Source organism: Pseudomonas sp. PAMC25584 (assembly GCF_058135675.1).
Window position 1 is genome coordinate 1026328 of sequence record NZ_CM176870.1, and the last position, 14696, is coordinate 1041023.

At 59.2% G+C, this 14696-nt stretch carries 10 protein-coding genes; 6 read left to right on the forward strand and 4 right to left on the reverse strand.

The features are described 5' to 3' along the window. Positions 1 to 88: 88 nt before the first annotated feature. Both ACS5Q8_RS04685 and ACS5Q8_RS04690 read right to left on the reverse strand, forming a co-directional pair. On the reverse strand, positions 89 to 1159 hold the full coding sequence (locus ACS5Q8_RS04685) for a hypothetical protein (protein WP_465159871.1): 1071 nt from the start codon (positions 1157 to 1159) through the stop codon (positions 89 to 91). Beyond that, positions 1152 to 3191 (reverse strand): lipase family protein, encoded by a 2040-nt coding sequence (locus tag ACS5Q8_RS04690; protein ID WP_465159872.1) that lies wholly within the window; start codon positions 3189 to 3191, stop codon positions 1152 to 1154. Before ACS5Q8_RS04690 ends, ACS5Q8_RS04685 begins: the two co-directional genes overlap by 8 nt. Positions 3192 to 3447: 256 nt before the next feature. On the opposite strand from ACS5Q8_RS04690, the gene ACS5Q8_RS04695 reads away from it, so the two are divergent. From ACS5Q8_RS04695 to ACS5Q8_RS04720, 6 genes are all read left to right on the forward strand, one after another. Beyond that, a complete protein-coding gene (locus ACS5Q8_RS04695) occupies positions 3448 to 5130 on the forward strand; it encodes a fatty acid--CoA ligase (protein ID WP_276196557.1) in 1683 nt (560 codons plus the stop codon). Positions 5131 to 5462: 332 nt separating this feature from the next. Next, positions 5463 to 7334, forward strand: coding sequence for a DUF1302 domain-containing protein (locus ACS5Q8_RS04700; protein ID WP_276196558.1), 1872 nt, complete (start codon positions 5463 to 5465; stop codon positions 7332 to 7334). Between the two features lie 29 nt (positions 7335 to 7363). Further along, positions 7364 to 8728, forward strand: a complete 1365-nt coding sequence (locus tag ACS5Q8_RS04705) for a DUF1329 domain-containing protein (RefSeq protein ID WP_276196559.1) — start codon at positions 7364 to 7366, stop codon at positions 8726 to 8728. Between the two features lie 225 nt (positions 8729 to 8953). After that, positions 8954 to 11683, forward strand: coding sequence for a winged helix-turn-helix domain-containing protein (locus tag ACS5Q8_RS04710; RefSeq protein ID WP_276196560.1), 2730 nt, complete (start codon positions 8954 to 8956; stop codon positions 11681 to 11683). Positions 11684 to 11812: 129 nt separating this feature from the next. Next, entirely contained in the window at positions 11813 to 12457 is a 645-nt protein-coding gene (locus ACS5Q8_RS04715; protein ID WP_276196561.1) for an MBL fold metallo-hydrolase, read from the forward strand. Positions 12458 to 12669: 212 nt separating this feature from the next. Next, a complete protein-coding gene (locus ACS5Q8_RS04720) occupies positions 12670 to 13443 on the forward strand; it encodes a YiaD family glycine zipper/OmpA-like lipoprotein (RefSeq protein WP_276196562.1) in 774 nt (257 codons plus the stop codon). Positions 13444 to 13511: 68 nt separating this feature from the next. Here ACS5Q8_RS04720 and ACS5Q8_RS04725 read toward each other — a convergent pair whose 3' ends face one another. Both ACS5Q8_RS04725 and ACS5Q8_RS04730 read right to left on the reverse strand, forming a co-directional pair. Further along, the gene (locus ACS5Q8_RS04725; protein ID WP_247406343.1) at positions 13512 to 14093 is read right to left on the reverse strand and encodes a BON domain-containing protein; all 582 of its coding nucleotides are present in this window, start codon (positions 14091 to 14093) and stop codon (positions 13512 to 13514) included. After that, the gene (locus tag ACS5Q8_RS04730; RefSeq protein WP_247406346.1) at positions 14090 to 14683 is read right to left on the reverse strand and encodes a phosphoheptose isomerase; all 594 of its coding nucleotides are present in this window, start codon (positions 14681 to 14683) and stop codon (positions 14090 to 14092) included. Before ACS5Q8_RS04730 ends, ACS5Q8_RS04725 begins: the two co-directional genes overlap by 4 nt. Positions 14684 to 14696 lie beyond the last annotated feature (13 nt).

Sequence of the window (14696 nt, forward strand, 5' to 3'; positions counted from 1 at the left end):
ACTCTCTTACGACCGGCACCAAGATGGAATATGGTTTTGTCCTTGGCGGAACCAGCGGGTTCGAAAGCCAATTTTTGTATAGGCGGCATCACCAGCTCTTGTTGGGGAAATCAACTTCACGTACTGGATGGGCGCTCTCCGGTAAGGGGTCGGTAAGCCCCTCGACATCCGTCTTCTCCTCGAATATTTGACCGTTGTTACCGACCAGCCTATAGCTATACGAAGGCAGTCTTTTCCCCCATTCGTCCACAATGAGGTAGCGCCCAAACCCTGGCTTATCCGGTTCTGGGAGCCAGTCGGGTAACAGCTGCGGGCGGGGGTCCCGACAATCGGCATAACGCCAGCGTGAAAAGCACTCGGGGGCACGTCCTGTGCGCAGGCTTTGTAGTTTCCAGAAGTCTGGCGTCGATTGACCATCTGCCACGACATTGCCGTCGGGATAGGTGAAAACGGTGTGGTTTCCCTCTTTTTTTTCCTTTGGCCCCGCCGAATAAACTATGAAATCGGAATGTATGACTGGTTCGAAATATACCTGCCGCGCCTGTAATGCTTGGTAACTGAGGTAAATGCTGCCCTCGCCGGCCAAGCCCACAGTTTTTTTATAAGGCCCCAAAAACTCTTCATCCACCCAAGGGTAGTAATCCTTCTTGATCGTCAGATCGCCTTCAACCTTGATATCAGCTCCTCCCCGTGGCGAGTCGTTGTAGTCAAATATCACAACCACGCCCCCGCCTCCCCCAGAGGTCACATTCTCGCCAAAACGCGTTGGATCAGCATAAACCACACCAAATGTCACATTCGCCAGATGCCAGCGGCACGCGCCACCGCCATCTTTCGGAAGTTCCACTTGGTAGAGATCACTCTGCCCCTGGCGCTCCAGTTCCTTGTAAACCGAGTGATGACCATCCCGTTCAGTGCGCTGGCCGCTGGCGCCGTAGTCGACACGCTTACAAATGGGCGAGCGATACATCACCCACATGGTTTCGGTTTTCAGCTCCTTGGGCAGTTTTACGGTGACGGTTATTTTTTCGCTGTTAGCAGGCGGGGCCAGGCTGTGGTCCTGACGGCATCCACTGAGACTAAAAAACATCGCGCACACAACAGTGAGCAGGCGCAGAAACCGGATTTTGTTCTTTCGCGTGTTGATCGGCTTAACCATAGGTTTTCTCGTAATAAGCTTTTGGGTCGGCAATGGCGTTAAAGCGCCGCAGCGCCTCGGCGCCACCTGCTACTTGCTGGGTGATATGCAGGGCGTGGTCTACCAGGCGCTGTAAGTCGAGGAACACGCGATTGCGGGCCAGTTCTTCCTCGTGAATGCTCCCGTAGTAATCCTTTAGCTGTTGTTCGAACTTGCGCCGTTGGACCTGTCGCTCCAGCAACGGATCGCGCTCGGCGTCAATCGATTCCAGTAATTGGTTATGGATATAGGGTTGGTATTGCGACATGAAGTGATCGCCAATACGCAGCATTCGACCCGTCGCCGGGTTGCTGTAACGAGGGAAGAACCGGGCCCGGCTTTCGGCGTTCAACGACGTGTTCAGGCACTGCGTGGCCTGCTCGACCTGCAGGTCACCGTCCTCGCTCAGGCTGGGGACCAAATACAGCTTGGCTTTTTCCGGCAGTTCGTAGGCGATAGTGCTGCGATAGGGCGTGCCATCGGGTTTTCGGTAAGCAGGGTATGGAGTGATCTCCTGTTGCTGGTGTTGCTCGGCACGGAAAAACATGGCGATCTCACCGTGATGGCTGAACGGGTCTTCATGTTTGAATACTGCGCTGGAGACGGCTTGACGTAGCGACCAACTAAACCCAGCGAGCAGGCCGACAGGGCCATAGGCGTCATATAGGTAATTGTCCAACGCGGCCTCGGGGGGCACGCGAGGAATGGCGTCCATGTCGTTGACATGGCGAAAGTGCCATAGGTCGCCCAAAAACTGTACGGCGTGGAGGGTAAAGGTGCGGGGCATGCCGTAGGTGTAGAGCAGGGGGTTATGGTTTTTCAGCGAGGCCGCGTGGATGAGGCCGAGGGCGCCGCCCAGGCTATGGCCGCAGATGAACAATTTTTTATCGCGAGCACCACCAAGAATCGTCTTGCCAAAATCAGTATCAAAAACTCTTCTCGCCACCTCAAAGGCATCGCGAAAGCCAAGATGCACATTGCCCACAGCAGTAAGGTCAGGGCAAGGAACCTTGGGCTCGCAAATCGCAGCGATCTCCGGTTTCACAGGACGAAAGGTCGCATCGGTGATGAGGTCAGCAAGCCCTTCCATCTCAGTACCGCGCCACGCCACCAACACCTTGGATGCATTGATAGCGTAAAACAGCTGGGTGTGACCTTCCGGCACGTCTGCCTTAGCGGTATCCAAGACTTTGATCGTCAAATAACGATCACTAAAAGGCACATCAACCACCACGCAGGGCCATGCCTGGCCGTTATCCCAAACCCGAGGTGTACGTGACAAATCCAGGCATTGCTGCTCGAAAAACTCGTTGACGGAACCCAGTTCGCGTTCATCCCGCGTGCTATACGCCAGAATACTCATCAAACCCAGGTTGTAGGCATTGACCAGGCTGTACCCAGGCTGGTGATGCAACATCAGAGACCAGGCGCGAAATGGGCAGACTTCCAGCACATGACGACGGTCCAGTTCATCGCCACTGACGGTGAAGCCGTTGAACTTTCGTTCCGGGAAATGAAACGTCGGTAGCTGATTCGAATCATTCAAGGGGGGCTGGAAGGTTGGTTGTCGGTCACATAATTGACCGATTCGCAGATAGTGGTAACAGCGCCCCGCAGCCAACGCCTGCTTCTCAATCGGCGAAAAGCCTGAGCGTTGCGGGCCATACAGCGGTGTACGATCCCCGATAACCGGCCGAGGGGGCTCTGCGCGTTCAGCACGCAAACGACGCGTTTGCAGTTGATCGGCCAAAGGGTTGGCCTCCATCAACAACGTGATAGACAGCGGATGCAAGCCCTCGATGCGAATCACCCCCTCGGCATCGCTGCGGCCAAGAAACTCCGGCACAACACGCTCACGAGTGGCCTCATTCATCGCACGGTAAGGCAGGTTCGCCAGGGGCTCGCCCTGTTCATCCAGCAATTGGAACTCTATCCAATGCCGTTTCTGTTTGCCGCCGATGAATTCCTTGTTCGGGTTGAGTGTGTCCGTGCGGTGCATGGGATCGTTGTGCATAGCGGTCCTTTAGCGATGGGTGCGACGAAAGTCCAAAGCGTAAAGAGTTGCTATCCGTGACGAATGTCGGAAGGTTCGCCTTTCAGCGAAGGGTGCTTCCTGATCTTATTTGCTTATGTCCCGAAGCGGATGCTGGCTCAAAGCTAGCATTCACAGGAGGCTGCAAATCATTCCTTTGGCTGATTTGGCCAGCACATAACGTCTCTACAGTGCAGGTCTTCAAGCCAAGACCGTGCAGTCATAAAAAGGGATTCGTATGTTGCAGACCCGTGTTATCCCGCCCGCCGAAGGTGCGTACCAATATCCGCTGTTGATCAAACGCCTGCTGATGTCCGGGGCCCGTTACGAGAAGACCCGGGAAATCATCTACCGCGACAAACTGCGCTACACCTACCCGACCCTGATCGAGCGGGTTGCTCGCCTGGCCAATGTGCTCACTGACGCCGGGGTCAAGGCCGGTGATACCGTCGCTGTGATGGACTGGGACAGCCACCGCTACCTGGAATGCATGTTCGCCATCCCGATGATCGGCGCGGTGATCCACACCATCAACGTGCGCCTGTCGCCCGAACAGATTCTCTACACCATGAACCACGCCGAGGACCGCTTTGTGCTGGTCAACAGCGAGTTCGTGGGGCTCTACCAGGTCATTGCCGGGCAGCTCACCACCGTCGACAAAACGTTATTGCTGACCGATGCGGCGGAGAAAACCGCCGAGCTGCCCAATCTGGTGGGGGAGTACGAAACCTTGCTGGCCGCCGCCAGCCCGAAGTACGATTTCGAGGATTTTGACGAAAATTCTGTCGCCACCACCTTCTATACCACCGGTACCACCGGCAACCCCAAGGGCGTGTACTTCACCCATCGCCAATTGGTGCTGCACACCATCGGCGTGGCGACCATCATGGGCAGTGTCGACAGCGTGCGCCTGCTGGGCACCAACGACGTGTACATGCCGATCACGCCGATGTTCCATGTGCATGCCTGGGGCCTGCCGTATGTGGCTACCATGCTGGGCCTGAAACAGGTCTACCCCGGCCGTTATGATCCGGAATACCTGGTGGAGCTGTGGCGCAAGGAGAAGGTCACCTTCTCCCACTGTGTGCCGACCATCCTGCAGATGGTGCTCAATGCCAAGGCCGCCCAGGGCGTGGACTTTGGCGGCTGGAAGATCGTCATCGGCGGCAGCGCCCTCAACCGCACGCTGTATGAAGCGGCCAAGGCCCGTGGGATTCAACTGACCGCTGCGTATGGCATGTCCGAGACCGGGCCGCTGGTGTCCTGCGCCCATCTTAACGATGAGCTGATGGCCGGCACCGAAGACGAGCGCACCACTTACCGCATCAAGGCCGGTGTGCCCGGGCCCTTGGTGGAAGCGGCGATCATCGACAGCGACGGCCATTTCCTGCCCGCTGATGGCGAGTCCCAGGGCGAGTTGGTGTTGCGTGCGCCGTGGCTGACCGAGGGCTACTACAACGAGCCGCAAAAGGGCGCGGAGCTGTGGGAAGGTGGCTGGATGCACACCGGCGACGTGGCGACTCTCGACGCGTTTGGGGTGATCGATATCCGCGACCGCATCAAGGATGTGATCAAGACCGGTGGCGAGTGGGTCTCGTCCCTGGCCCTCGAAGACCTGGTCAGCCGCCACCCGGCGGTACGCGAAGTAGCGGTGGTCGGCATCGCCGACCCGCAGTGGGGCGAGCGCCCGTTTGCCTTGCTGGTGGTGCGTGATGGCCATGTGATAGGGGCTCGCGAGCTCAAGGAACACCTCAAGCCGTTCGTGGAATTGGGCCACTTGAGCAAGTGGGCAATTCCAAGCCAGATCGCCATTGTTACTGAAATTCCCAAGACCAGTGTCGGCAAGCTCGACAAAAAACGTATCCGCATCGACATCATCGAATGGCAGGCCAACAACAGCACGTTCCTGTCCACCCTTTGATACCCTTCGCCGTGCTCGTTCGGGCACGGCAATGCTCTATCTCGCGGCTTCACTTGTGATTTGCCGATTTTCAGCCATCCTTGCCGCGTCGGCCTTCGTCGACGTGGCGAAAGGGCTGTGGCAGACGGGTCGGTGATGCAAATCACACTTTAGAGGGATCAAGCGGTACCCCCTGCTGGCTATAGTCCCTCTCAGAGTTTTTCAAGGATGTTGCACTTCGAGCCACGGGGGCTCGGTTGCCGGAGCGGCATTGGAATCGTTGTATTTCGGCCGTTACATGCATCACAGAAAGAACTCACTGCCATAACAATAATGCACATGGAGTAGCGTCGATGACCTCAGTAAACCAGTTCTGGCGCCGGGCAAGATTGCCCCTGGCTGTCAGTCTCGCCTCTACGCTCGCCGGGCCGGCATTCGGCGTCAGTTTCAACATTGGTGAAATCGAAGGTAGCTTCGATTCGTCCCTTTCCGTGGGAGCCAGTTGGTCGACAGCCAACGCCAACCGCGACCTGATCGGCGTCAACAATGGTGGCAAGGGCTTGTCCCAGACCTCCGATGACGGCCACTTGAACTTCAAGCGCGGCGAAACGTTCTCGAAAATCTTCAAGGGTATCCACGACCTGGAGTTGAAATACGGCGACACCGGTGTGTTTGTGCGGGGCAAGTACTGGTATGACTTTGAGCTCAAGGACGAAAATCGTGAGTTCAAGGACATCAGTGACAACGGCCGTCCTATGGGCGCCCGGTCTTCTGGCGGGGAAATTCTCGACGCATTCATTTATCACAACTACTCGATTGCCGATGAGCCCGGTTCCGTGCGTTTCGGTAAGCAGGTTGTGAGCTGGGGCGAAAGTACCTTCATTGGCGGCGGTATTAACTCCGTCAACCCGATTGACGTGGCGGCGTTCCGTCGCCCTGGCGCCGAAATCAAGGAAGGCCTGATTCCGGTCAACATGTTCTATGTGTCACAGACTCTGACCGAAAACTTGTCGGCGGAAGGCTTCTATCAGTTGGATTGGGAGAAGACAGTCACCGATAACTGCGGAACATTTTTCTCCCAGGCGGACGTCATTACGGGCGGGTGCAATGACAACCTGCGGTTGCTCAGCAAGCGCTCTGTCATAACCGCGGGCGGTGGTTTGCCGCTGATGAATCGGTTTGGCGTCGACATTAACGAAGAAGGTGTACTGGTCAAGCGCGGCGCTGATCGTGACGCACGCGATAGCGGGCAGTTCGGCGTAGCCATGCACTACAACTTCGAGCCGCTGGACACTGAGTTCGGCGCTTATTTCATGAACTACCATAGCCGTGCGCCGATTTTCAGCGCCAAGGGCGCATCGGCGGCGACTTACGCCGCAGCTAACGCATTGACGTCCACGCCAGCCAGTAGTCTGCGTCCACTCATCGTGGCCGGTAACTCCAGCTACTTCGTCGAATATCCAGAAGACATTCGCCTGTACGGTTTGAGCTTCTCGACGACCTTGCCTACCGGCACAGCGTGGAGCGGCGAGATCAGCTACCGGCCGAACGCACCGGTTCAGCTCAACACCACCGACATCTTGTACGCGGGCGTTACACCGCTGATTGGCTTGAATGGCGCCTCCCCGCTCAAGGGCGCCGCAGGTCAGGATCTGAATGGCTACCGCCGCAAGGAAATTACCCAGATCCAGACAACCTTTACGCACTTCTTTGATCAGGTCATGGGCGCCAGCCGGCTGACGCTGGTGGGCGAAGTGGGGATGACCCACGTCGGTGGCCTGGAAAGCAGCTCGAAAGCCCGCTACGGGCGTGATCCGGTATTTGGCCCTGGGGAAGGCCCACTGTGTGCGACGCTTAACGCGGGAACCATTGCGGGAGCAGGCGCAGGTACTGACCGCAGTAATCTGACGGCCAACTGCAACAATGACGGCTTTACCACCGCCAACTCCTGGGGCTATCGCGGCCGGGCAATCTGGGAATACCCGGATGTGTTTGCTGGCGTGAACCTCAAGCCCAACGTGGCCTGGTCCCACGACGTCAGCGGTTATTCGCCAGGCCCAGGCGGCAACTTCGAAGAAGGTCGCAAGGCTGTCAGTCTCGGCCTGGATGCTGAATACCAGAATACCTACACCGCGAGCCTGGCCTACACCAACTTCTTCGGCGGTAAGTATTCCACTGTAGACGACCGTGATTTCATCGCCCTGAGCGTCGGCGCCAACTTCTAAGCACACTGCATTTCAGGAAGAACCAGAACATGAAAATAACTAAAAGTCTGTTGCACGTTGGTGTGCTTGGGCTGTCGATCCTGGCGAGCAACGTCATGGCGGCGGTATCGGCGGATGAGGCCGCCAAGTTGGGCACGACCCTGACCCCGATGGGCGCCGAAATGGCCGGTAACGCGGCAGGCACCATTCCTAAATGGTCGCCACTGGCAACGAATGCTGGCGCCGTCGACGCCCGTGGTTTCCTGGCCAACCCTTACGCCAGTGAGCAACCGCAATTCACCATCACCGCGCAAAACGTCGAGCAATACAAAGACAAGCTGGCGCCGGGGCAGTACGCGATGTTCAAGCGCTACCCGGAAACCTTCAAGATGCCGGTCTACCCGACCCATCGCGGCGCCACCGTACCGGCCGAGGTGTTCGCCTCGATCAAGAAGAACGCCACCACCACCAACCTGGTGTCCGGCGGCAACGGCCTGGAAAACTTCGAAACCGCCGTGCCGTTCCCGATTCCGAAAAGCGGCGTTGAAGTCATCTGGAACCACATCACCCGCTACCGTGGCGGCAGCGTGACCCGTCTGGTGACCCAAGCCACGCCGCAAACCAACGGTTCGTTCAGCCTGGTGTATTTCAAAGACCAGTTCGTGTTTCGCGACAAGATGAAGGACTTCGACCCGAAAAACCCCGGCAACGTGCTGTTCTACTTCAAGCAGCAAGTGACCGCGCCGGCGCGCCTGGCCGGTGGTGTGCTGCTGGTCCACGAAACCCTCGACCAGGTCAAGGAACCGCGCTCGGCGTGGGTCTACAACGCCGGCCAGCGCCGTGTGCGCCGGGCGCCGCAAGTGTCTTATGACGGGCCGGGCACCGCCGCCGACGGCCTGCGTACCTCCGACAACCTCGACATGTACAACGGTGCGCCGGACCGCTACGACTGGAAACTGGAAGGCAAGAAAGAAATCTACATCGCCTCCAACAGCTACAAGATCGACGATCCGAAACTCAAGTACGCCGACATCATCAAGGCCGGCCACATCAACCAGGACCTCGCACGCTACGAGCTGCGCCGCGTGTGGCACGTGGTCGCGACCCTGAAGGAAGGCCAGCGCCACATCTACGCCAAGCGTGATTTCTTCATCGACGAAGACACCTGGCAAGCGGCGGTGATCGATCACTACGACGGTCGCGGCCAACTGTGGCGCGTCGCCGAAGCCCATGCCGAGAACTACTACGACAAGCAAGTGCCGTGGTACGCCCTGGAAACCCTTTACGACCTGCAGTCTGGCCGTTACCTGGCCCTGGGCATGAAGAACGAAGAGAAGCAGGCGTATGACTTTGGCTTCACCGCCACCACCAGCGACTTCACCCCAGCGGCCCTGCGCCAGGACGGTGTTCGCTAAGCTGTACGCGTAGCCAAATGTGGGAGGGGGCTTGCCCCCGATAGCGGTCTGACTGCCAATAAATTTATTGGCTGACCCAGCGCAATCGGGAGCAAGCCCCCTCCCACATTTTTTGTAGCAGTTCTTTTTCAGGCAAATGTTGCAAAGATCTACAAAGCCGCCGCTTTTACCGCTAGTCTGCGGACATCTGCAATGCCGACAACAGCCTTCTACAAGAGCCCGGCGATGACTGATTTGTCCCGAATCCAGGGGTCTGCCAGCGCGGTAATCCCGACCCTGGAAGGTCGCTTCTACAGGCCTCCGTTGCCTGACGGCTACGTGCTGCGACCGCGCCTGTGCGAACGGCTGAGCGCCGGCCTGGAAGGGCGATTGCTACTGGTCTGCGCACCCGCGGGGTTCGGCAAGAGTTCGCTGGCTGTCGAGTTCTGTCAGAGCCTGCCGGCCCATTGGCAAAGTCTTTGGTTGGGCCTGAGCCCACGGGATAACGACCCCGGCCGTTTCCTCGAGCGTCTGCTTGACGGCTTGCAGCAATATTTCCCGCAGTTGGGTGCCCAATCCTTGGGCCTGCTGAAAATGCGTCAGCGTCACCAGCCGTTTGCCTTTGAAGAATGGCTCGATGGCTTGCTCGATGAGCTGGCGCTGCATTTGTCCACGCGTGCGCCTTTGTTGCTGGTGCTGGATGACTACCATTTGGCCCAGGGCCCGGTGCTTGATCGCTGCCTGCAATTTTTCCTCAATCATTTACCTGATGGCCTGCTGGTGCTGGTTACCAGTCGCCAGCGCCCAGACTGGCACCTGGCGCGCTTGCGCTTGTCTCGGCACCTGCTGGAGTTGCATGAGCAAGACCTGCGCCTGACCCACGCCGAATCCTTGGCGGTGTTGGATCGCCACAGCAGTTCGCTGCGCGGCGAGGCGCTGGATAACTTGATCCGGCGCAGTGAAGGCTGGGTCGCAGGCTTGCGTTTCTGGCTGTTGGCGGCCTCCGAAGCCGGGAATGAAGGCGCCTTGCCGCAAAGCCTGCACGGCGGTGAAGGGTTGATACGCGACTATTTGCTGGAGGAAGTGATTGATTGCCTGCCGGCGGAAGTCCAGGCGTTCCTCTACGAAACCGCCTCGCAGGAACGCTTTTGCAGCGAACTGTGCGACGCCATACGCGACGCTCATGACAGCGCGGAAATCCTGCGTTACTTGCAGGCTCACCAGGTATTTCTGGTACCGCTGGATGAGCAGGGGCACTGGTTCCGTTATCACCATTTGTTTTCCGACCTGCTGCGCACCCGGCGCGCGAATAGCGCCGCGCTGCCGCCCGCCAGCCTGCACCTGCGCGCCTGTCGCTGGTTCAACGCCCAAGGGCTGATCGATGAAGCGGTCGAGCAGGCGTTGCGCGCCGGCCATCTGGATGTGGCGGCGAGCTTGGTGCAGAACCTGTCCGAGGAACAACTGCTGGCCGAGCAGAACGTCGGCATGCTCTTGCGTTGGAAAATGGACTTGCCCGACAGCCTGCTGATCAGCACACCCCGGTTGATCGTGCTGTATAGCTGGGCCTTGGGCCTGGCGTGCCAGTTGGATGCGGCGGAAGAACTGTCCGGCTACCTCAGCCGTTTCCTGCCGGCGCCATCGGCCACCGCGCAGAAGTCGATGCTGGCGCAGTGGCTGGCGCTGAGCGGGATCATCGCCCGGGGTCGAGGTGACCGCGAGTTAACCCAGCGCTATTGCAGCGAAGCCTTGGAAAGCCTGCCGCAGCGCCGTTACGGCCAGCGCCTGATGTGCCTGTCGACTCTCTCCAACCTGGCGATCGTCGACGCCGATCTATGGCGCGCCCGTGGCTTGAACCGCGAATCCCTCGAGTTGGCGCAGCGTGTCGGCAACCCACTGTTCGAGGCCCTGGCCCATTACGACCGCGCCCGGGTCTTGCAGGCGCGCGGTGAAATCCTGCGCTCGCTGGATGAAGTACGCCAGGGCCTGCAGCGCTTGCACGACCTGTCGCCCCAGCGGCTATACGCCGTGCGCGCCCGATTATCGCTTTACGAAGGCTACCTGCTGCTGGCGCGTTATCAGCCGGAAGCCGGCCTGGACCGCCTGCGCGCCGGCCTGGCCGAAGCCCGTGCTTGCCGGGATATCAGTGTGCTGATCGGCCATTGCGTGATTGCCAACGTCGAAGGGCGTCGCGGCGATTTCGCCAAAGCCTTCGCCGAATTGGCTGAGGCCGAGCGCCTGATGCACATCTGGGACGTGCCGCCGATTTACTACCTGGCAATGATCACCCTGATCAAATGCGAGCTCTGGTTAGCCCAGGGGCGTACCGACCTGGCCGATGCCTGGCTGACCCGCCTGGGGCAAACCTACAACGGTGAACACGCGGCGGCCGCCCCGGAGTTTCATCCGCATCTGCCACAGCATATCGAGCTGCAGCAGGCCGCGCTGGATGCCATCCGCCATCAACCGGCGGCGGCACTCCAGCGGCTCGAAGACCTGGCGCAACACGCCCACAGCAGCGGGCGCCAGATGATTGCCCTGATGGCGCTGACCCAGCAGGCGCAGTTGCTGCTGGAGAACGGCCTGGAGGCCAAAGCGCGAGAGGTGTTGGCCCGCGCACTTGAAGCCGGCGCCGGGGGGGCGCTGCAACCCTTCCAGCGATTGCTTGAAGGGTATCCCGACTGGATGCGCGATCAACTCGGCCAAGATCCCCATGGGGTATTGAGCCAGTGCCTGTTGGGGTTGCTGCCGGCCGTCGCGGTCAGCGAGCCGGCGCCCAACCATCAAACCCTGAGCGTCCGCGAGCTGGCGGTACTGCAACTGATCGCCCAAGGCTGTTCGAACCAGGAAATCAGTAAGCGACTCTTCATTTCCCTGCACACGGTCAAGACCCACGCCAGCCATATCAACAGCAAACTGGGGGTGGAGCGGCGCACCCAGGCGGTGGCGCGGGCGCAGGAGCTGCGGTTGATTGGTTAAAGAGTGAACGCCGTGACGAGCGAGCTTGCTCGCGGTGGGCTGCGAAGCCACCCCAGTCTGGTTTAATAGTGCAATTATTCTGGCGAGATTCGTCCGAAACTACCCTTCATTTGCACCCGAGGCCCGTTCATGGACACCGCAAAGCCGACCCTCATCCGCGAAACCTTCCCCGTCGGCCCGTTGCAGTGCAACTGCACCATCATCGGCGACCCCATCAGTAAAAAAGCCATCGTAGTCGACCCCGGCGGCAATCACGAACTGATCCTGGCGCGGCTCGATGCGCTGGGTCTCAAGGTGGTGAGCATCATTCACACCCACGCCCACCTGGATCACTTCCTGGCTTCCGGCCAGTTGAAGGAGAAGACCGGTGCAACCCTGCACCTGCACAAGGCCGACCAGTTTCTCTGGGACAACCTGGAGATGCAGTGTCAGATGTTTGGCGTGCCATATACGCCGGTGCCGTCCCCGGACCGTTGGCTGGCCGACGATGAAGAGCTGGCCTGCGGTTGCGGCGTAGCATTGCATACGCCGGGGCACACGCCGGGGTCGATGAGTTTCTGGTTTGCCGACGCCAAACTGCTGATTGCCGGGGATACGCTGTTTCGCCGGGGCGTGGGCCGCACGGATTTGTGGGGCGGGGACCAGGCGGCGATCGTGCGGTCGATCAAGCAGCGGTTGTATACGTTGGATGAGGCTGCGACGGTGGTGACCGGTCACGGGCCGGATACGCGACTGGGTGATGAGATGCGTGAGAACCCCTTTGTGCGCGCATGACTGCAGTGCAAGCGGTCAAGCCCTGTAGCAAAAAACTCAGCATGTGTTCAGCGTGCGTCTGCTACGGTTTGTGCCGCGACGGTAGTCCTGAATCTTTTGTTACAGGTCGGGATGTGTCCACGGAATTTTTACCGTTTGTCGCGTTCAAACCTCGGCAAAGATCCATTGTCCATGTCCTCTGCACCACAGAGTGCAAAAGTAGGAGCTCCTCCATGTTCACTCCGCGTCGTCTGCTAGTTGTCGCTACTGCCGTAGCCTTGTTATCTGGCTGTGCTTCACCTAATCCGTATGACGGTAGCAGTCAGGGACAGGCGAGTAATGAATCCGGTGGCATGAGCAAGACCGCCAAGTACGGCGGCCTCGGTGCCCTGGCCGGTGCGTTGGCCGGTGCGGCCATCGACCATAACAACCGTGGCAAGGGCGCGCTGATCGGTGCGGTCGTCGCGGGGGCAGGCGCAGCGGGTTATGGCTACTACGCCGACCAGCAGGAAAAGAAACTGCGCGAAAGCATGGCCAATACCGGTGTTGAGGTTCAGCGCCAGGGCGATCAGATCAAACTGATCATGCCGGGTAACATCACCTTTGCCACCAACTCGGACGCGATCTCCAGCAGTTTCTACATGCCGCTGAACAACCTGGCCAACTCGCTCAAGCAGTTCAGCCAGAACACCATCCAGATCGTGGGTTACACCGATAGCACTGGCAGCCGCCAACTGAACATGGACCTGTCCCAACGCCGTGCGCAGAGTGTGGCGAATTACCTGACATCCCAAGGCGTCAGCGCCGCCAACCTGAGCGCTCGCGGTGCCGGTCCGGATAATCCGATTGCCAGCAATGCCGACGTCAACGGTCGCGCTCAGAACCGGCGTGTAGAAGTGAACCTGGGCCCAATCCCAGGCCAGCAGTACGGCCAGCCTGCTGCCCAGCAACAGGCGCCACAGCAGAACAACCAGTTCCAGGGCAACCCGTACTCGCAATACCAGTAATCACCCGCTAATAAAAAGGGCGCCCTGCAGTGAATGCAGGGCGCCCTTTTTTATGGCTGTCGGTTACATCAATCGATGTACTCGAACACCTTCACGATCCGCTGCACGCCGGATACACCCTGTACCAGGTTCGCCGCACGGGTCGCTTCCGCCTGGGTCAGCAGGCCCATCAGGTAAACGATGCCGTTGTCGGTGACGACTTTGATGCGCGAACCGGGAATTGCGTTATCGGTCAGCATCTGCGCCTTGATCTTGGTGGTCAGCAGCGCGTCGTTGCTGATGGCCAGCAGGGTGATCGGGTCCATCACCTGCAATTCGTTGTGGACCTTCTTGACTCGCTGCACGGCCGAGGCGGCTTGTTCGGCCTGGGCCTTGAGGTCGGCACGCGGCGTTTGGCCGGCGAGCAGCACCACGCCGTTGAAGCTGGTCACGACGATGCGCGACGCGCCATTGCCCAGGTCCGTAGCGGCCTTGGCGACGTTGACCTCGACCTTGGTTTCGATCAGCGAGTCGTCAATCTTGCTGCCGAAGGTGCGGGTGCCCTTGTCGTCCTGGATAGGGGTGTCACGTGTCGCGGTGATTGCCGTGCTGCAGCCGCTGATGCCGAGGCACAGCGCGATCGCCAATAGGCTGAGGCGTTTAACGGTCATTCTTCACTCCCGAACAGTTGGCTGTCGATCAGATCGCACAGGCAGTGGATCGTCAGCAGGTGGACTTCCTGAATACGTGCGGTGACATTGGCCGGGACGCGAATCTCCACGTCCTCGGGCAGCAGCAATGAGGCCATGCCGCCGCCGTCGCGACCGGTCAATGCTACGACAACCATTTCGCGATCATGTGCGGCCTGGATCGCCTGAATAATATTCGCCGAGTTGCCGCTGGTGGAAATCGCCAGCAGCACGTCGCCCGGTTGGCCCAGGGCGCGGATCTGCTTGGAGAAGATTTCGTTGTAGCTGTAGTCGTTGGCGATCGAGGTGATCGTCGACGAGTCGGTGGTCAAGGCAATGGCCGGCAGGCTAGGACGCTCGCGCTCGAAGCGGTTGAGCAACTCGGACGAGAAATGCTGGGCATCGCCGGCCGAGCCGCCGTTGCCGCACGAAAGCATTTTGCCCTCGTTGAGCAAGGCGTTGACCATGACCTGACTGGCTTGCTCGATGTGCGGTGCAAGTACGTCCATCGCCTGTTGCTTGGTGTCGATGCTGGCCTGGAAAAGCTGGCGAATTCGGGATTGCATGTCCATCTGTGTGACCTTA